Origin of the sequence: Paraburkholderia phenoliruptrix (assembly GCF_047325075.1) — a bacterium.
GTDB classification, from domain to species: Bacteria; Pseudomonadota; Gammaproteobacteria; order Burkholderiales; family Burkholderiaceae; genus Paraburkholderia; species Paraburkholderia phenoliruptrix.
On the sequence record NZ_CP168530.1, the window covers coordinates 750280 to 767323 of the forward strand.

General features: G+C 63.7%; 13 protein-coding genes and 1 tRNA gene. 10 read left to right on the forward strand and 4 right to left on the reverse strand.

What is annotated here, in order from left to right; genetic code table 11:
* Positions 1 to 29 precede the first annotated feature (29 nt).
* Positions 30 to 1646 (forward strand): alpha/beta hydrolase, encoded by a 1617-nt coding sequence (locus tag ACEN8U_RS03340; protein ID WP_310109714.1) that lies wholly within the window; start codon positions 30 to 32, stop codon positions 1644 to 1646.
* A 9-nt stretch (positions 1647 to 1655) separates the two neighbouring features.
* Here ACEN8U_RS03340 and ACEN8U_RS03345 read toward each other — a convergent pair whose 3' ends face one another.
* Positions 1656 to 2300, reverse strand: a complete 645-nt coding sequence (locus tag ACEN8U_RS03345; protein WP_310109997.1) for a methylated-DNA--[protein]-cysteine S-methyltransferase — start codon at positions 2298 to 2300, stop codon at positions 1656 to 1658.
* Positions 2301 to 2513: 213 nt separating this feature from the next.
* Between ACEN8U_RS03345 and ACEN8U_RS03350 the strand changes: the two genes are divergently transcribed.
* Together ACEN8U_RS03350 and ACEN8U_RS03355 are read left to right on the forward strand one after the other, a co-directional pair.
* A complete protein-coding gene (locus tag ACEN8U_RS03350; RefSeq protein ID WP_310109713.1) occupies positions 2514 to 3854 on the forward strand; it encodes a leucine-rich repeat-containing protein kinase family protein in 1341 nt (446 codons plus the stop codon).
* A gap of 94 nt (positions 3855 to 3948) precedes the next feature.
* A complete protein-coding gene (locus ACEN8U_RS03355; protein WP_310109711.1) occupies positions 3949 to 4911 on the forward strand; it encodes a substrate-binding domain-containing protein in 963 nt (320 codons plus the stop codon).
* Between the two features lie 38 nt (positions 4912 to 4949).
* Here the strand turns inward: ACEN8U_RS03355 and ACEN8U_RS03360 are convergent, their stop codons facing one another.
* The gene (locus ACEN8U_RS03360) at positions 4950 to 6704 is read right to left on the reverse strand and encodes a methyl-accepting chemotaxis protein (protein ID WP_310109709.1); all 1755 of its coding nucleotides are present in this window, start codon (positions 6702 to 6704) and stop codon (positions 4950 to 4952) included.
* Between ACEN8U_RS03360 and ACEN8U_RS03365 the strand changes: the two genes are divergently transcribed.
* From ACEN8U_RS03365 to ACEN8U_RS03375, 3 genes are all read left to right on the forward strand, one after another.
* A complete protein-coding gene (locus ACEN8U_RS03365) occupies positions 6703 to 6951 on the forward strand; it encodes a hypothetical protein (RefSeq protein ID WP_310109707.1) in 249 nt (82 codons plus the stop codon). The genes ACEN8U_RS03360 and ACEN8U_RS03365 overlap by 2 nt on opposite strands.
* 110 nt (positions 6952 to 7061) lie before the next feature.
* Positions 7062 to 8096 (forward strand): transporter, encoded by a 1035-nt coding sequence (locus ACEN8U_RS03370; RefSeq protein WP_310109706.1) that lies wholly within the window; start codon positions 7062 to 7064, stop codon positions 8094 to 8096.
* 126 nt (positions 8097 to 8222) lie between these two features.
* Positions 8223 to 9416, forward strand: coding sequence for a GGDEF domain-containing protein (locus ACEN8U_RS03375; protein WP_310109704.1), 1194 nt, complete (start codon positions 8223 to 8225; stop codon positions 9414 to 9416).
* Positions 9417 to 9492: 76 nt separating this feature from the next.
* Here the strand turns inward: ACEN8U_RS03375 and ACEN8U_RS03380 are convergent, their stop codons facing one another.
* A complete protein-coding gene (locus ACEN8U_RS03380; RefSeq protein ID WP_013591030.1) occupies positions 9493 to 9753 on the reverse strand; it encodes a hypothetical protein in 261 nt (86 codons plus the stop codon).
* Between the two features lie 355 nt (positions 9754 to 10108).
* On the opposite strand from ACEN8U_RS03380, the gene ACEN8U_RS03385 reads away from it, so the two are divergent.
* The 3 genes from ACEN8U_RS03385 (at position 10109) to ACEN8U_RS03395 (ending at position 11650) form a co-directional block, all read left to right on the forward strand.
* Complete coding sequence (locus ACEN8U_RS03385) at positions 10109 to 10672, forward strand: Hsp20/alpha crystallin family protein (RefSeq protein WP_310109703.1); 564 nt, start codon at positions 10109 to 10111, stop codon at positions 10670 to 10672.
* 86 nt (positions 10673 to 10758) lie between these two features.
* A tRNA-Lys gene (locus ACEN8U_RS03390) sits at positions 10759 to 10834 on the forward strand.
* An 81-nt stretch (positions 10835 to 10915) separates the two neighbouring features.
* Positions 10916 to 11650: an ABC transporter substrate-binding protein gene (locus ACEN8U_RS03395; RefSeq protein ID WP_310109701.1), complete on the forward strand. Its 735-nt coding sequence runs from the start codon at positions 10916 to 10918 to the stop codon at positions 11648 to 11650.
* 43 nt (positions 11651 to 11693) lie between these two features.
* On the opposite strand, the gene ACEN8U_RS03400 is transcribed toward ACEN8U_RS03395, so the two are convergent.
* Positions 11694 to 13109 (reverse strand): sensor domain-containing diguanylate cyclase, encoded by a 1416-nt coding sequence (locus ACEN8U_RS03400; protein ID WP_310109700.1) that lies wholly within the window; start codon positions 13107 to 13109, stop codon positions 11694 to 11696.
* Between the two features lie 445 nt (positions 13110 to 13554).
* Here ACEN8U_RS03400 and ACEN8U_RS03405 point away from each other — a divergent pair, with 445 nt between their 5' ends.
* On the forward strand, positions 13555 to 17007 hold the full coding sequence (locus ACEN8U_RS03405) for a PAS domain S-box protein (protein ID WP_310109699.1): 3453 nt from the start codon (positions 13555 to 13557) through the stop codon (positions 17005 to 17007).
* The last annotated feature ends 37 nt before the right edge of the window (positions 17008 to 17044 follow it).

Sequence of the window (17044 nt, forward strand, 5' to 3'; positions counted from 1 at the left end):
TATCCTAGCGATTTCGCCCGGAGCCTCGCATGCCACAGCCCATCCGCGCCACGACCCTCGTCCTTCTGTCATGCGTCGCGTTGACCATCGGCACGAGGGCCCAGGCCGGCTCAAATTGCGATCACGCGTGCCGCGCGCGCGGTCAGCTGCTCGACCATCGCGTCACATTGCGGCTGAGCGCCGCGGCGCTGTCGGACGTGCTGGCATCCAGCCCCTCCGGGCAGCAACTCATGCAGATGGCGGGCGCGCCTGTCTGCGGCGTGCAGGTCGTGTATTTCCGCTACCGGACCATCGGCGGCGCCGGCGAAGCGGCCACCGCGAGCGGGGCACTGATGATCCCGCAAGGCGAGTCCCGAACCTGCAGCGGGCCGCGTCCGCTGATGTTGTATGCGCACGGCACCACCGCGTACAGCCAATACAATCTCGCCGACATCACACGGACCGACCCGGACAACGAGGGCGCCGGGGAGGGCCTGAGCGTCGCCGCGATGTATGCGGCTCACGGCTACATCGTCGCGGCGAGCAACTACGCGGGCTATGCCGGCTCGGATCTTCCGTACCATCCGTACCTGAACGCCGACCAGCAATCCGCCGATATGATCGACGCGCTGCACGCGGCGCGCGTCGTCATGAAAGGCGACGGCGCGACCGCCGCCGCACGCGAGAACGGCAAGCTGTTCATCACCGGTTATTCGCAGGGCGGCTTTGTCGCGCTCGCGACGCATCGCGCGTTGCAGGCAGCGGGCGTCAGCGTGACGGCTTCCGCTCCGGGTTCCGGGCCCTACGCACTAGCCGCGACAGCCGACGCGATCACTGCGGGGCAGGTCGCGCTTGGCTCGACGCTGTTCACGACCTTGGCCGTGACAGGTTATCAGCGGGCCTACAAGAACCTGTATCGCCAGCCGGCCGAGTTTTTTGAAGCTGCCTATGCGCCTCATATAGAACATCTGCTGCCGAGCGCGCAATCGCTCGATACGCTCTTTTCGCAAGGCAGCTTGCCGCCGTCGCATCTTTTCAGCAACACGCCGCCGGGTCCGCAGTTTGCGTCTCTGACGCCGCCCGCAGCGCCCTCTCTGACGCCACCGGCATTCGCGCCGCTGTTCGCAGCAGGTTTCGGCGACGCAAATCTCGTACGCAACAGCTATCGCCGCGCGCTGCTCGAAGACGCCGCCGCGCATCCCGACGGCGCCTTCCCCGATGCAACGCCGGCCCTCGCGCCGGCGGCGACTCCCATGCAGCCGCTGCGGCAGGCGTTCAGGCGCAACGATTTGCGCAACTGGGTGCCGAAAGCGCCGGTCCTGCTGTGCGGCGGCGCGGCCGATCCCATGGTGTTTTTCTTCAACACACGCATGGAAGAGGCGTATTGGCTGAAGGCGAAGGTGCCTGCGGGGCTGACTTCGGTACTGGATGTCGACTCGGCTGCCGGCGGATCGGACGATCCATTTGCGGCGATCAAGCAGGGCTTTGCCGGCGCCAAGTCCGCGGTTGCGAAAGAGGCGGTTGCCGCCGGCGCGAAAGACGGCGGCGCGTCGGCGGTATTGCGCGCCTATCACGGCGAGCTGGTGGCCGGCTCCTGCATGATCGCAGCGCGTGCTTTCTTCGACGGCTTAGAGGCAAGCCTGCTTTCGGTTTCGGCGACGCGGTGATGCGTGCCCTCAATCGTCGAATAACGAGGTTTGCAGTTCGCGAGCGGGCGCAGGTGCGGGCGCGGGCCGTGGGCGTTTGTCAGCGTTGTCAGCTTTGTCAGCGGGTTTGACCGTCTCTTTGACCGGACCTTTAACGGCCAGCGTTCGCCGGTCTACGCCCGCTTCCAGCGACGTTTGTCCCGCTTCGAGAGACAGCAACAGCATCTTGTTCGCCAGGCCGCCCGCAAAACCGGTGAGTTCGCCGGACGCGCCGATCACGCGGTGGCAGGGTGCCACGATTGAAATCGGGTTCCGCCCGTTCGCCGCGCCGACTGCGCGCACCGCGTTGATATTGCCGATCTGCGCGGCGATTTGCGCGTAAGTGCGCGTCTGGCCAAACGGGATTGTCAGCAAGGCGGCCCATACTTTCTTTTGAAACTCGGTGCCCTGAAAGTCGAGCGCAAGGTCGAACGTCTGCCGCTTGCCGGCGAAATACTCGTTCAACTGGCGCTCGGCTTCACGCAGGATCGGCCGGTCGTCGTCATGCGTCACTTCACCCAGCCGCACGCGATTGGGCTTGTCGTTCTCCCACAGAATGGCGGCGAGGCGTTCGCCGCGCGCAACCAGTTTCAATTGGCCGACCGGTGAATCCATCAGCTTGTATGCGTAAGTCACTTGTCTGCTCCTGCAAATGGAAGTGTGCGTCGCGACGATTTCAGTGTGCACGTTGCGTCGCGCAGAAACACTTCGAATCTTGCTGTCTGTGTGGTCGTCAAGTATGAAGGATTCAGACGGGCGGCGGGCGGTGAAGCAGCGTGTTGCCGCGCGACTCAGTAAAATCGACCCTTCGCGCACGATGCAAGGCCGCCACCGGATCTTTCTACCACTGTGACAACGACACTTGAACAACTGCAAGCGGGACAGCTGGCGGGCACACGCCACTTGAAACTCGCGTGCGGGCTGACCGAATTTCCGCGCGAAATTCTGGATCTCGCCGACACGCTCGAAGTTCTCGATCTGTCGGGGAATGCGCTGACCGCACTGCCGGACGACTTTGCGCGGCTCCGCAAATTGCGCATTCTGTTTGCGTCGAATAATCCGTTCACGGAATTGCCGCCGGTGCTGGGGCAGTGTCCGCAACTGAGCATGGTCGGCTTCAAGGCGAATCGTATTCGCACCGTGGCGGGGCATGCGTTGCCGCCGCGCCTGCGCTGGCTGATTCTCACGGACAACGAAATCGACACGCTGCCGCCCGAAATCGGCCGTTGCAGTGATCTGCAGAAGTTGATGCTGGCGGGCAATCGTCTGCGTTGTCTTCCCGAACAACTGGCTGCCTGTTCGCGGCTCGAGTTGCTGCGGCTTGCCGCGAATCGGCTCGATGAACTGCCGGCGTGGCTGTTTCGCATGCCGCGCCTCGCATGGCTCGCTTATGCGGGCAATCCATTTGGCGAGGCACTGGAGGCGGCCGCGTTGGACGATACGCCGATAGCCGGGATCGGTTGGAACGATCTGCGTCTGCACGAGCCGCTCGGCGAGGGTGCGTCAGGCGTGATATACCGCGCCGAACTTCGCACATCGGCGAATGCGGCGCGGCCTGTCGCAGTGAAGCTGTTCAAGGGCGCGGTCACGAGCGACGGCTTGCCGGACTGTGAAATGGCGGCCTGCATTCAGTCCGGCGATCACCCGAACCTGATTGCCGTCGCCGGAAAAGTGAAGGACCATCCGGCCAATGCGCACGGGCTCGTGATGGAACTGATCGCGCCGCAGTACCGCAATCTGGCCGGGCCGCCGAACTTCGAATCGTGCACGCGCGACATTTACGACGCGGCCACGCGCTTCAAACCCGCCGACGTGGTCGAGATGGCGTACGGTATTGCCTCCGCTGCGCGCCATTTGCACCGGCGAGGCGTCATGCATGGCGACCTGTACGCGCACAACATTCTGCACGATGGGCAGGCACGTGTATTGTTAGGAGACTTCGGCGCCGCTTCTTTCTATGCGACGGAGAATCGCGAAGCGGGCGCGGCGCTGGAGCGTCTCGAAGTCAGGGCGTATGGCTGTCTGCTCGAGGAGTTGACCGCGCGCTGCGATTGGAGCGATTCGCTTGCGTCAGCCGAGGTCGCTGCAAAACTGACCGGCTTGAGGGACAGTTGCCTCAGCGAAGAGGTCGCGAGCCGGCCGTTATTCGAACAGATCGCATCCGAACTGTTCGCCCTGAAGGCTCGTTGATGTCGACGAGACGAGCCGCTGGCGGGCCCGCCGGTCCGCGTTCATCCGTTGGCGTTCATGCGGTCGACGAGCACTGCCACGAAGGAGAGCAACCATGACGCAGAGCATGCGCCGCCGCGTGCTGATCGCCGGTGCACTGGCTGCGGCCGGTCTCGCGCGCGCGGCCGGCGCAGCGGCCGTGGAAAGCGGCACGCCGAAGATCGCGCTCGTGCTGAAGTCGCTGAGCGACCCGTTCACGGTGGCCATGGCGAACGCGGCGAAAAATTATCAGCAGCACTACGCGTCGCAATTCGTGCTGACCGTGAGCGGAACCGCGACGGAGCCCGATACGGCCGGCCAGATCCGCATTGTCGAGCAGATGATCGCCGCGAAGATGAACGCGATCGTGCTTGCGCCGTCGGGCTCGAAAGGGTTGACGTCGGTGGTCGCGCGCGCGATCAAGGCGGGCATCATCGTCATCACGATCGACAATCCGCTCGACGAGGCCTTGCAGGACGCCGCGAAAATCTCCGTGCCGTTTGTGGGCCCTGACAACCGCAAGGGCGCGATGCTGGTGGCGAACTATCTGGCCGAGCGGCTGAAGGCCGGCGATCAGGTGGGGATCATCGAGGGCATTGCGGCCGATCGCAATGCACAGCAGCGCACGGCAGGCTATAAGGAAGCGATGACCGCTGCCGGCATGCAGGTCGTGGCGACCGAGGCCGGCGACTGGGAGTATGGCAAAGGCCGCGACATCGCTTCGAAAATGCTGGGCCAGCATCCGCAGATCCGCGGTTTGCTATGCGCAAACGACAACATGGCAATGGGTGCGGCGGATGCGGTGCGCGACGCGGGCCGCACCGGCAGCGTGTACATCACCGGCTACAACGCGATCGATGCGATCAAACCGTTGATTGCGGACGGCCACGTGCTCGCCACCGTCAATCAGTTCGCCGACCGTCAGGCCGTGTTCGGCATGGACGTCGCGCTGAAGGCCGTGACCGAGCAGCGAAAACAGAGCGAATTGTCGCCGGTCATCGAGACGCCGTTACAGCTTGTCACGGCGCCGAAGCGCTAATTCGCCCGATACGTGCGGCTGGCTGTTCGAATTGACGATCAGAACGTATCCCAGCCCTCACCGTGACCCGTTGCCCCTGCGGAAGCCGTCGCCACAGCGACCGGCCGCAAGCTCGCCCCTGCCGCGCGTTTGTCCACCACAGAAGTCTTGCGCACAGAAGCAACCCGTGCACGCGGCTGCGCGGGCTGCACAGCGCCGGACGCATGCCGTGTCGCTGCGTCTGCACCGTCGAGACGGAAGAACGACACCGACTGATTCAACTGCTTACCCTGATCTTCAAGCGACTTCGAAGCGGCCGCCGCTTCTTCCACCAGGGCGGCGTTCTGTTGCGTGACTTCGTCCATCTGCGTGATGGCCAGGTTCACCTGTTCGATGCCGCGACTCTGTTCCGCCGACGCCGCCGCGATTTCACCCATGATGTCCGTCACGCGCGCCACGGCCTGCGTGACTTCTGCCATTGTCATGCCCGCTTTGTCGGCCAGTGACGAACCGTCCCGGATCTTTTCCACCGACGTGCTGATCAGGTCCTTGATCTCCTTTGCGGCGCTCGACGAGCGTTGCGCGAGGTTGCGCACCTCGCTCGCCACCACGGCGAAGCCGCGGCCCTGTTCGCCGGCACGCGCCGCTTCCACTGCCGCGTTGAGCGCGAGGATGTTGGTCTGGAACGCAATGCCTTCAATCAGGCCTGTGATTTCCGCAATGCGCGTGGAGTTCGCGCTGATCTCGCCCATCGTGCCGACCATTTCACCCACTACGCCATTGCCCTTCATCGCCACTTCAGACGCATTGGCCGACAAGGTGCTGGCCTGCTGCGCGTTCTCCGCGTTCTGTTTCACGGTGGCCGTCAATTCTTCCATGCTGGATGCGGTTTCCTGAAGAGACGACGCTTGCTGCTCCGTGCGCGACGACAGATCGACATTGCCCGACGCGATCTGGCTCGAACCGGTCGCAATGCTGTCGGCGGCGCTGCGGACATTGCCGATCAGGCGAACGAGGCTCGACTGCATCTCGCCCATCGAAGCCAGCACGCTGCCGGCCGGCGCCTCGCTCGCGCCGGGGACGCTGCGCAGATCGCCCTCGGCCACGCGCCGCGTGACTTCGGCGAGTGCCACAGGTTCGGCGCCGAGCGCGCGCATCAGGCCGCGTGTGATGACAATGCCGGCGGCGACGGCAAGGGCAATCGCGCCGATACAGAACGCGATCAACAGATTGCGCTGTTGCACAAAGCGCTCCTCCGACTCTTGCGCCATCATTTTCGCGCGTTCATGGGTCACGTCGAGGTATGCATTGGTCGCCTTCGTCAACGCAGTCAGCAACGGACGGCATTTCGAGGCGATGTCGGCAACGGCCGCATCGCGCTGACCGCTCAATGCCAGGCTATTGATCTGGAGTGCGACGGGGCGATAGAGCTGTTCGATGCGCGATATTTCACCGGCGAGCGAACGGGCGGTCTCGCTGATGTCCTTGGCTTCGGCCACCATCGCATTGAATTGTTGGAGCCTCGCTTCCACCTGCTTCTCGGCATCGACGACCGCGGCCTTTTCAATGTCGACGTCCGCAGGCGACGAAACGAGCACGAGGTTGCGCACCGCCATTGCACGGGCGTCGACCGCGTTGCGCAACGACTCCGCCATCTGCGCACGCGCATTGATGCCGCTGACAAAGCCGGCGAAGCGCTCGTTCGCGTCGTTGAGCGCAATCAGCGAGCTCGCGGAGACGATCAACACGACGACCGCAAGCGAACCAAACGCGGCAGTCAGCTTTGCCTTTTCCGACAGATGATGAAAGTTCATGATTCTGGACTCCAGTCGCCACTTGCTGGCCGAAAACTATTTGAGGGCTTCAGACGCCCGGGCAATGCCGGTCCGCAGCACACTATCGGATATCGGTTTCGCCGGTGCCACACTCAATAACGGCGCGCTCGCAGCATGTCTTAGGGCGGTTACCCCTGATGAAGTGCGCGCAAAGGTTTGCGGACGATTGAAATTTGCTATGAAGCATTCGCTCAATGGCAAATCGTTATGGCGGCCCGCCGGTTAAGGCAATATGACGGTCGCGTGAAGTGGCGATGGCGGCCATCGGCGCTTCATCTTCGGCTGGTAAATTGCGCGTGTGACGAACGGGATGCGGAAAACAAGCCTGAAAGACTTATGAAATCTGAACTCCTGCTGCAAACCTACGGCTCGGATTCGTCCGGCATTGTGTGCGGCTTTATCTTTTCGCCCACGCAGGCAGGCCGGCCCATTTCCGCCGACGACGCGCTCGACTGGCTGCGCGCGCACCAGGATGGGGCCGCCGCGCATGGGGACGAGTTCCTGTGGTTGCATTTCAACCTCGCGCACAGCGCGAGCGAGCGTTGGATGCGCGCGCAACTGAATTTGCCCGAGACGTTTTTCGATGCCTTGCGCGAAGGCTCGCACTCCACGCGCATCGAACAGGCGGACGGCGCACTGCGCGCGGTGGTGAACGACGTGATGTTCAATCTCGAGTTCATTCCGTCGGAGATCGCCACACTGTGGATTTACGCGCATCAGCGGATCATCGTGACGGCGCGATTGAAGCCGCTGCGCTCAGTGGACCGCTTGCGCGCGTCTGTAAAAGAAGGGGAAATATTTCGCTCGCCAGTGGAACTGCTGGTTCATCTGATGCGAGATCAGGCCGATCTGCTCGTGCAGATCGTTCGACGCACGAGCGCCGACGTCGATCGTATCGAAGACCGTTTCCTCTCGCAGCGCCCCACGCAAAACCGGCTCGATCTGGGCGCGATGCGACGCATGCTGACGCGCTTGCAGCGCATGCTGGCACCGGAACCGGGCGCGATTTTCCGCTTGCTCGCGAGACCGCCGCGTTGGCTTCAGCATGAGGACGTGCAGGACTTGCGCGAGTCGACGGAAGAGTTCTCCGTGGTACTTTCCGACATGGCGGGTCTGATCGAACGCGTGAGGCTGCTGCAGGAAGAGATCATTTCCCGGCTGGAAGAGCAGAATAACCGCACGCTGTTCACACTGACTCTCGTGACGGTTCTCGCGATGCCGATCAATATCGTTGCAGGTTTCTTCGGCATGAATGTGGGCGGTATTCCGTTTGCCGAGAACCATCACGGTTTCTGGGTGATGGTGGCGCTGGTCGCGTGCTTCACGGGATTGACGGCATGGTGGGCATTCCGTCGAAGGAAGGAACGTTAGCGCGATGAGCGATTAAAACGAAGTTTGTCCGTACGAGGGCTGCCGCAGTGGACGGCAGGAGCGGACACCATGTAAAGACCAAAGGCCGCACGCCGCAGAGGCGGCCCAAAAATAACGCCGAAGACCATGTCCAGTTCCGCCGCACTACTCGCCACCGTATTCGTTTCGTGCCTTTCCAGCGCAGCCGTGCTGGGCTATCTTGCACGCTACGAGGTGGCCGGACTGCGTCGCTGGCTTGCGGCGCATTGCCTGTTCGCGGCGGCATCGGGCGTGCTGTTCATCACGCAGGCTCGCCCGTCGTCGGTTGTCTTGCTCGCTTCGTGTCTGTTCGTGCTCGCGGGCGCGTCGCTCATGCTGCAAGGCTGCCGCGCCTTCGTCGGCAAGCGCACGGCGCCGGCCGCTGAGCACCTCGCATGGGGCGCAGCGGCGTTCGCCCTGGTGTACTGGACGTGGATCTCGCCCGATATCAATTCCCGCGCCGCGGTCATGTCGTTTGTGCTCGCGTATTCGCGCATCGCCGTGGGCTGGATCATCTGGAGTTCTCGCGTGGGCGGGCGGCCGCAGTACGGTCATTGGCTCGTGCTTTGCGCCGCGCTGATAGGCGGTGTGGTTTATTTCGCGCGCGGCATGCTGAATGCCTTTTTCGCCGATCCGTCGATGCAATGGCCGACGCACGTCGCGCCCGATTTCGGCTTTCTGGGCATCAGCATTCTTTCGCTGCCGGTTCTCTCTATCGGGCTCGTGATGCTGGCGAACGACCGGCTCATGCAGCAAGTCGAGAACCTCGCTACGTTCGACGACCTGACGGGCGCCCTCGTGCGCCGCGCATTCATCGCTCGCGGCGAGGCGCTTTCGCGCGTGGCCCGTAACGCGGGCGGGGAGCTGAGCGTCGCGATTATCGACATCGACGATTTCAAGGCGATCAACGACCGCCACGGGCACGCCGCGGGCGACCGCGTTCTCGCCGAGTTCGGCGGGGAAGTGCAGCGGCATATGCGCCCGGGCGACGTGTTTGGGCGGCTCGGCGGCGAAGAGTTCGCGATCCTTTTTCCGCAGACGTCGATGGCCGAGGCGGCCCAATGCATCGGCAACGTGCTCGCCGCGGTCAGATGCCCGGTGCCTGGGGCGAACGGCAAGCTGGCGTTTGCGTTTAGCGCCGGCATCAACGACTGCGCGCGAGCGGAGAGCCTGGGCGAAGCGCTGGCCGGCGCGGACGAAATGCTTTATCGCGCGAAACGAGCCGGCAAATGCCGCATCGAACTGGCGCAACGGGAACGCGCCGGCAACAGCTCGGCAGACATGGCGCAATCCGCGCTGTGACGCGTCGCCGGGAGCCGGCGCGCGCCGTCGCCGCGCCGCACAAAGAGGGCTGGCGTTCAAGCCGCAGCGCCGCCCCTCAGTGCGGTTGCTCGATCATCAGATAGCGGATGACCAGCGCAGGATCGGCGATATCGAGGATCAGGCGCCGCAATATGCGCTTGCGCATATGGTTTTCGTCCAGCATCCATGGGCCGCCTGCATCGCTCAGATAACGGCACAGCGCTGCGCGCGTGTCGGCGTCCGAGGGCAGGTTCAGGCGAACGGCAAGCAGGCCGGCCACCACGTCGTCGAGTTCCAGCGTCAAGGGACGCGAGTCGATAGTGAGCGTCAGTTCCATAGCTATTCGAGGTGTTCGAATGTCGCGCAACGCGGCCGCGGCACATGCAAAAAGCGGCTCCGCCGGCCGCGAGCGCAATGGCACAGCCGTCGCCGGCACGCCGGCGGAAAACGAAATAAGGCCTCTGCTCGGCGACTTCAAGAGCCGATTGCGCAGTGCGCATGTAACAAAGCTTTTCTATGGATAAAGACGCGCTGGCGGCCTGCATCGCCTGCAAAAAGCGTACTTGAAATTCGTTCGGCGCCGACCTATTTTATTTTCGGCTCCGCAGTCGCGTTGCGACGCGCTGCGTGTTTCGCGAGGCGCGCGTCAGCGCCGGTGTGCGGGTTTCGTATCGCACGCGAAGGAGGATGCGATGAACACCGATCCGAGAAAGTGGAACCCTTTCAAGTTTCTTCGCGGCTCCGGCCGCAAGCCCGAGGCGGAGAGTGCGCACGAGACCTCGGCAAACGAGCAGTGGCGGGCCGCGTGGCCTGACATTTCGCGGCTTTTTCCACGCGATCCGTGGCGCGCGGTGGAGGAGTTCTTTCACGATCCGTTTGCGGGCCGCGGCGCGCTCGAACGATGGTTCGGCGATTTCAGTTCGTCGCGCTTCCAGCCGCGTATCGACGTGGTCGATGAAGGCAAGGTGCTGCGCGTCACAGTAGAGTTGCCGGGCATGGCGCGCGAAGATTTGACCGTCAGTGTGGAAGACGGCGCGCTCGTATTGCGCGGCGAGAAAAAGCAGGACGTGCACAGCGAGGAGGACGGCTGTTACCGGCTCGAACGCGCATACGGAACGTTCGTGCGCACGATCCCGATGCCCGAGGAAGCAGACCCCGAGCGGGCACTGGCCAAGTTCGACAAAGGCGTGCTAACTTTAACGGTACCCAAGCGGGAGCCGCTGCGGCCTGCTAGCCGGACGATTGAGATCGGCTAGCAGCGGCGGCATTCGCTTCGCCGCGGTCCCATGGTCCCATGGTGCGCTAGTCCAATAGACGCTCGCGGTGACGGGCGCGCAGAGGCGGGTCGTTAGCTCAGCTGGTAGAGCAGCGGACTTTTAATCCGTTGGTCGGCGGTTCGAATCCGCCACGGCCTACCATCGAATTGCTTTGAGGAAGTCAGGCGGCGGCGCGGTCGGCGGCCGGCTCATCCCACCACGAGCGGCCGCAACAAGCACATCATGAATATCGATCCAAGTGTCGTCTCCGCTTTCGCGCCCACGGGCAAGCTGCGTGCGTCGATCAATCTCGGCAATCCGATCCTCGCGAACAAAGACCCGCAAACCGGCGAGCCCTTCGGCGTTTCCGTGGATCTCGCGCGTGCGTTGGCGAAGCAGCTCGGCGTGAAACTGGCGCTCGTGGTGTTCGACACGGCAGGCAAATCGGTGCAGGCGGTGAGCGAGGAGCGCGCCGACTGCGGCTTCTTTGCCGTCGATCCGTTGCGCGGCGAGACCATTGCCTTCACCGCGCCGTATGTGCTGATCGAAGGCTTTTACATGGTGCGCGACGACTCGTCGGTCCGCACGAACGAAGACGTCGATCAGCCGCACAACCGCGTCGCGGTCGGTAAAGGCAGTGCTTACGATCTCTTTCTGACCCGCCAGTTGAAAGCCGCGCAGATCGTGCGTGCACCCACCTCGCCGACCGTCGTGCGAACCTTCCTCGAACAGGGCCTCGAAGTGGCAGCGGGCGTGAAGCAGCAACTCGAGGCCGATGCGCGAAGCACGCCGGGGCTGCGTCTGCTCGACGAGCGCTTCATGGTGATTCAACAGGCGATGGGCACGCCGAAAAGCCGCGGCGAAGCGGCAGCCGCGGCGCTCTGCATGTTCGTCGAGGAAATGAAGGCCTCGGGCTTCGTTGCCGATTCGCTCGAGCGGCATGGCATTGCGGGCGCGTCCGTGGCGCCCGCGGCCTGACTGCCAACGCGCTCAGCGGCCTGACGCCCGCGGGCGTCTCCTGTCACGCGTCTTGCTGTCGCTCTGCATGGGCGGCCTGTTCGACGCGGCCGCGCCCCGCGGCTTTCGCGAGATAGAGCGCGTGATCGGCGGCACGCGTGAGCACCGTGGTCTCGGCGCCGGCATCGATAACACGGCTCGCGACGCCGACACTGATCGTGATCTTGCGAAAGGATGGTGAGCCTTCGTTAGGAATGCAGAGTGCCGTCACGGCGTCGCACATCCGCCGCGCGACGTGCGCCGCCGACGCGGCATTCGTGTCCGGCAACAGCACCACGAACTCTTCGCCGCCATAGCGCGCCACCAGATCGCTGCCGCGCCGCACGGCACGAGCGAGACATTCGGCGACGAGCACGAGGCAGCGGTCGCCTTCCACATGACCATAGCGGTCGTTGAAAAGCTTGAAGAAGTCGATGTCGATCATCAGCAACGACAGCGTGGACCGGTCGTGCAACGCGCGTTGCCAGTGCGCCGTCAATGCGGCTTCGAATGCGCGGCGGTTGGCGACGCCCGTCAGCGGGTCCGTCGTGGCGAGCCGCTTCAGTTCGTCGAGTGCCGCGGCAAGTCGAGAATGAAGAAAGGTATTTTCGACCAGCAGCAACAGCAGAACAAAGCTCGTCGCGCACATGCCGTAGATTCGCCCGACATAGAAGCCGAGGTCGTAACGGCCTTCGTTGAACACGGCACTGAGCGCGACGTCGCAGATCCACGCGCATAGCACGACCATGAGCCATAGGTCGATGGTCGAGCGCGACTTTTGCCGATACAGCACCACCAGCGCGAGAAGACAGAGGCCCCACGTCGATCCCGCGACCCACTGCATTGCCGGCGCGTAGTGGTGGTTCTGCATGATGTGGGGCAGCAGCGATTCGCCCGCCGTCGCCAGAGCGACCATGGCCGCCGCGAGACCGAGCACGGCGCCCACTGTCAGCGCCAGCGTGCTTGCCGCGACGGACTTTCCTGTCATGCGCGCCTCTTTGCTGTCCTTCAGCAGCGCATAGGCGATCACGAAGATCGGAAAACCGGCGTGCCAGAACATGTAGATCCAGGCCGTGCTTTGCGGTCCCGCGTTCAGAAGCCCTGTCGGCGAAAACAGGCCGGGAAAGCTCAGCATATGAAGAAGCGCCGTCGCCGACGTGTACAGGTAGCCGCTCGCCAACGCGCCGAGCGCCCGCGAACGGGCGATCACCGACTGGCCGAACAACAGCATGGCGGTAATCAGATCGTTGAGAACGAGCGCGGACTCATACACCGGGATAAAGGCCGGCACCTGAGCGAGCGGTATCTTCGCGAACGGCACGGCGACCAGAAAGACCACTACCGACATCAGCGCAACCGCGCCGGGAAGCACGCGCGCGCGTCGGCTCGAAGCATGCGCGTGCGGCGCATCGGTTCGCGCATCGATGAGTTCAGTCGCCAAGCTTTGTTCCGCCGCCATTGTCAACAGTCCAGTCGTGTCATGAGGGATCGGCGCACAGTCGGGCCGCCCGAAAACGCGCAAGACGCAGACTATGAGAGATGTCGTGAACGGACGCAAGCCCGGCACTGTAAGCGCGATCAGAATCGGGTAAGGAAAGCCTGAACGCATGCAGGGCCGCGCGCCACTGCTCGGGCGTGTGGGCAAAGGGCGGCACGATTCCTCACGGCAAATTCAGGAAAACCTGACGGCATTTGTTGTCGACGGAATGTAAGACTTTGGCGCAACCGTGCCGTTAACACGGGTTGAGTAGCTGGATCGCCGCGTGCCGGCGCGCCCCGAGGAAATGCGCTACCTCGCGGGCGGGCAGAACAAGGAAATGAACCATGAGTACGAATAGGGGAAAGCGCATGACCGGGAGCCCGTCCGCAACCATCGACATGTCATCATGAAGCTTCGCACGGTATTTCAGGCATGGAGGCGCAGGCGCGATGATGCGTCGCGCGCCTTGGCGCGCGAGCCGGCGGCGGACGGGTCGGGTCTTGAAGACATCAGGCGGCTTGAGACCGAGCTGGAACTCGAGGCGCAGCTCCATCAGGCCGTCGAGGCGTTGAACCGTTCCGAGCGCATTTTCCGCGCGGCTTTCGAGCATGCGCCGCTCGGGCTCGCGATCCACGACGGTACGCCCGGTGCGCGTCTGCTGGGCGTCAACGAGGCGTATTGCCGGATCGTCGGCGCGGCCCGCGATGAACTCATCGGTACCGAGGCCGGTCATCTGACGGCCGGCGACGATCCGCACGGCGGTTTCGAGCAGATCCGGCTGACGGCGCGCGAGCTGGGCGGGCGTCTCAGTCTCGTGAGGCGCCATCTGCGAAGCGACGGCAAGCCGCTCGACCTGCGCGTCCATGTATCGTTGCTCGAGGGCGCGCAAGACACCGCAGACGTGTCCGCGGTGTCGGTCGTCCAGGACGTGACGGAGCTGCTGGAAACCCGCGACGCGCTCGCCGTGTCCGAAACGCGCGCGACGCTCGCCATCGAGAACGCCCAAATCGGCTTGTGGGACTGGGATATCGAACTGGACAGCGTGTTCTACTCGGACCGCATGCTCGAAATTGTCGGTGCCTCGCACACAAATTTCACAAAGGCCGCGGACTGGCTCGCCCGTCTGCATCCCGATGACGTCGCGGCCTACCAGCGCGCGCAGACAGCCCACTTCGAGCGCCGCTGCGGCCACTACGAGTGCGAACTGCGCGTGCGGCACGGCGACGGGCATTACAAATGGGTCAGCGACCGCGGCAAGGTGGTCCGTTGGAACGACGCCGGGAAGCCGCTGCGCATCATCGGCACGCTGATGGATATCGACACGCGCAAGCGCGCCGATCAGGCGCTGCGCGAGAGCGAGGCGAGATTCCGCGGCATCTTCGAGACGACGCGGCGCTTCATTGCCGTGCTCGACCCCGACGGCAGGCATGTCGCCGTCAATCCGGTGGTCCACGCATTCACGGGGCTGAGCGCCGGAGAAACACGCTCGCTGTACCTGTGGGAAGGTCATTGGTGGCTCGACGACAGCGACCGCGCGCGCGTCAGGGACGGCGTGCGTCGCGCGGCCAGCGGCGAGTATGTTCAGTTCGAGATCGGCCAGCGTGCCGCCGATGGACGCATCATGAGCACCGACATGTCGATGTGGCCGCTGCGCGGCGAGAGCGGCGAGGTGGTGCGCATCTTCGCGGAGGCGCACGACATCACGTCGCTCAAGGACACGCAAGCCGCACTCGAAGATTCGCAGCGCTTCTTCCGTGCATCGTTCGAGAACACGCCGGTCGGATTCGCGATCGTGGTGGGCGAGGGCGTGATCGTCGACGCGAACAATGCGATGTGCGAGCTGCTGCGCTATGAGAAGGCCGACCTGATCGGCAGGTCGTTCCGGCAGATCACGGTGCACGACGACCCGACCCGGCCCTTATCGGCGATGCCCGATCGCGTCAAGTCGGGTAACGGGCGCGCGGTGATCGAGAAGCGCTACACGCGCGGCGACGGCGTCGTGATTCAGGTGCGCAGCCATCTCGTCGTCACCGCCTACGACGCCGATGATCAGCCATCCGAAGCATTTTTAATGGTCGAGGACATCACCGAGCGCGTGCAGCGCGATGCCGCGCTGTACGAAGCGCAGGAGCTCGCGCAAGTGACGCTGACCTCGCTCGCGGAAGGCGTAATCCGCACCGATCTGAACGGCACGGTGACGCTGTGCAATGTGGCGGCCGCGAAGCTCATGGGCATGGAGATCGCGGACATCGTGGATAAGCCGATCGCATCGGTTCTGCGACTGCTTGAAATCGGCACGGCCAGGGCGCTGCCGTGCCCGGCGGTATCGGTGCTCGCGTCGGGCGAACCCGTGCGCATCGACGATTTTGTCGGCCTGCGGGCAAGCGGTCAGCAAAGACGCGTCGTGACCATCTCCTGTTCTCCGCTTCATGCGATGGACGGCAAGATTCTCGGCACCGTTACCGTGCTGCAGGACGCCGAAAAGGTGCATGCGTTGACAGAAGCGCTGGCCACCCAAGCCATGCAGGATGAACTCACGGGACTGCTCAATCGACGCGGCTTCATGCGGCGGCTCGAACAGGCCGTCGGCGGCGCGGGCCGGCACGACGAGACACTTTGTCTGCTATATGTCGATCTCGACCGGTTCAAGGTTGTCAACGACGCTTGCGGCCATGACGCGGGCGACCGGCTGCTCGCCGAAGTTGCCCATTTGCTGCGCCAGCATGCCCGCTTGGCGGATACGGTGAGCCGGCTCGTCGGCGACGAGTTCGTGCTGCTGTTGCATGGCGTCGACGAGGAGCAGGCGCTCGCCGTCGCGAACCGCATCGTCACTGCGTTGAACGCCTATCGGTTTGTCCACGACGGGCGGCTCTTTGTGCCCGGAGCGAGTGTCGGTCTGGCGAGTGTGCTTGCAGGAACCGCGAGCGCCGCAGCCTGCCTGGCATGGGCCGACGCCGCCTGCCGCGCCGCGAAACGCGAGGGACGCGATCGCGTCTGCGTTTATCGGCCCGACGCGGCATCCATTGTCGACGCGCGTCTGACGACCGGATGGTCGTACCGCATTCAGGAGGGCCTCGAGAACGGTTATTTCAAGCTGTTTTTGCAGAAGATCGTGTCGGCGGACGGCGAGATATTCGGCTATGAAGCATTGGCGCGGTTCGTGGATTCGTCCGGCGAGCCTGTCGGTCCTCATATGTTTTTGTCAGCCGCCAAGCGTTTCGATCTGATGACGAGGATCGACCAGATGATCTTCAATCAGGCGCTGCCATTGCTGTATGGCCTGCGCGTCAAGCATCGGGGCACGCCGTGCCCGTATCTGTCGGTCAATCTCGGCGCGCGGTCGATTGCGGATCCGCTGTTTCGCAACTGGCTGATCGAGCGGCTGTCCGATAATCTCGGCGTGGCGGCAATGCTGTGGATCGAGATTACCGAACTCGAGGAAATCAACTGGACGGAAGAGGAGCTGGCCTTCGTTGCCATGGTCAGATCGTACGGTGTGCGAATTTATCTCGACGATTTCGGCACCGGCTACAACTCGTTCGATGTGCTCAAGCGGATCGCGGTGGACGGCATCAAGATCGATCGCTCGGTGACGTCCGACATCGTCTCCGGTCCGATCAGCCAGGCGCTGGTGAAGGCGGCAGTCTCCATTTCCGCCGACATGGAGATCGACCTCGTGGCCGAGGGCATCGAAAATCACGCGACGTTGCAGTTTCTGCGCCGGCTCGGCGTGTCTAAGTTCCAGGGGTATTTCTTTCATCGCCCGGAACCCGCGGCGCATGCGATCCGCGGCGGCAGACAAGGCGCGGCGCGAACCCCGAGTGTCGAGGCGAGCCCGGCCAGCGTTGTGCGGATGTGACACCGCCGCTGTGTCAGGTGTTGCAGCACGTCCGCCA

Coding starts and splice junctions, on each gene's coding strand:
- ACEN8U_RS03340 (WP_310109714.1), top strand. CDS start 30: ATGCCACAGCCCATCCGCGCCACGACCCTCGTCCTTCTGTCATGCGTC.
- ACEN8U_RS03355 (WP_310109711.1), top strand. CDS start 3,949: ATGACGCAGAGCATGCGCCGCCGCGTGCTGATCGCCGGTGCACTGGCT.
- ACEN8U_RS03365 (WP_310109707.1), top strand. CDS start 6,703: ATGATTCTGGACTCCAGTCGCCACTTGCTGGCCGAAAACTATTTGAGG.
- ACEN8U_RS03360 (WP_310109709.1), bottom strand. CDS start 6,704: ATGAACTTTCATCATCTGTCGGAAAAGGCAAAGCTGACTGCCGCGTTT.
- ACEN8U_RS03370 (WP_310109706.1), top strand. CDS start 7,062: ATGAAATCTGAACTCCTGCTGCAAACCTACGGCTCGGATTCGTCCGGC.
- ACEN8U_RS03375 (WP_310109704.1), top strand. CDS start 8,223: ATGTCCAGTTCCGCCGCACTACTCGCCACCGTATTCGTTTCGTGCCTT.
- ACEN8U_RS03380 (WP_013591030.1), bottom strand. CDS start 9,753: ATGGAACTGACGCTCACTATCGACTCGCGTCCCTTGACGCTGGAACTC.
- ACEN8U_RS03385 (WP_310109703.1), top strand. CDS start 10,109: ATGAACACCGATCCGAGAAAGTGGAACCCTTTCAAGTTTCTTCGCGGC.
- ACEN8U_RS03395 (WP_310109701.1), top strand. CDS start 10,916: ATGAATATCGATCCAAGTGTCGTCTCCGCTTTCGCGCCCACGGGCAAG.
- ACEN8U_RS03405 (WP_310109699.1), top strand. CDS start 13,555: ATGAAGCTTCGCACGGTATTTCAGGCATGGAGGCGCAGGCGCGATGAT.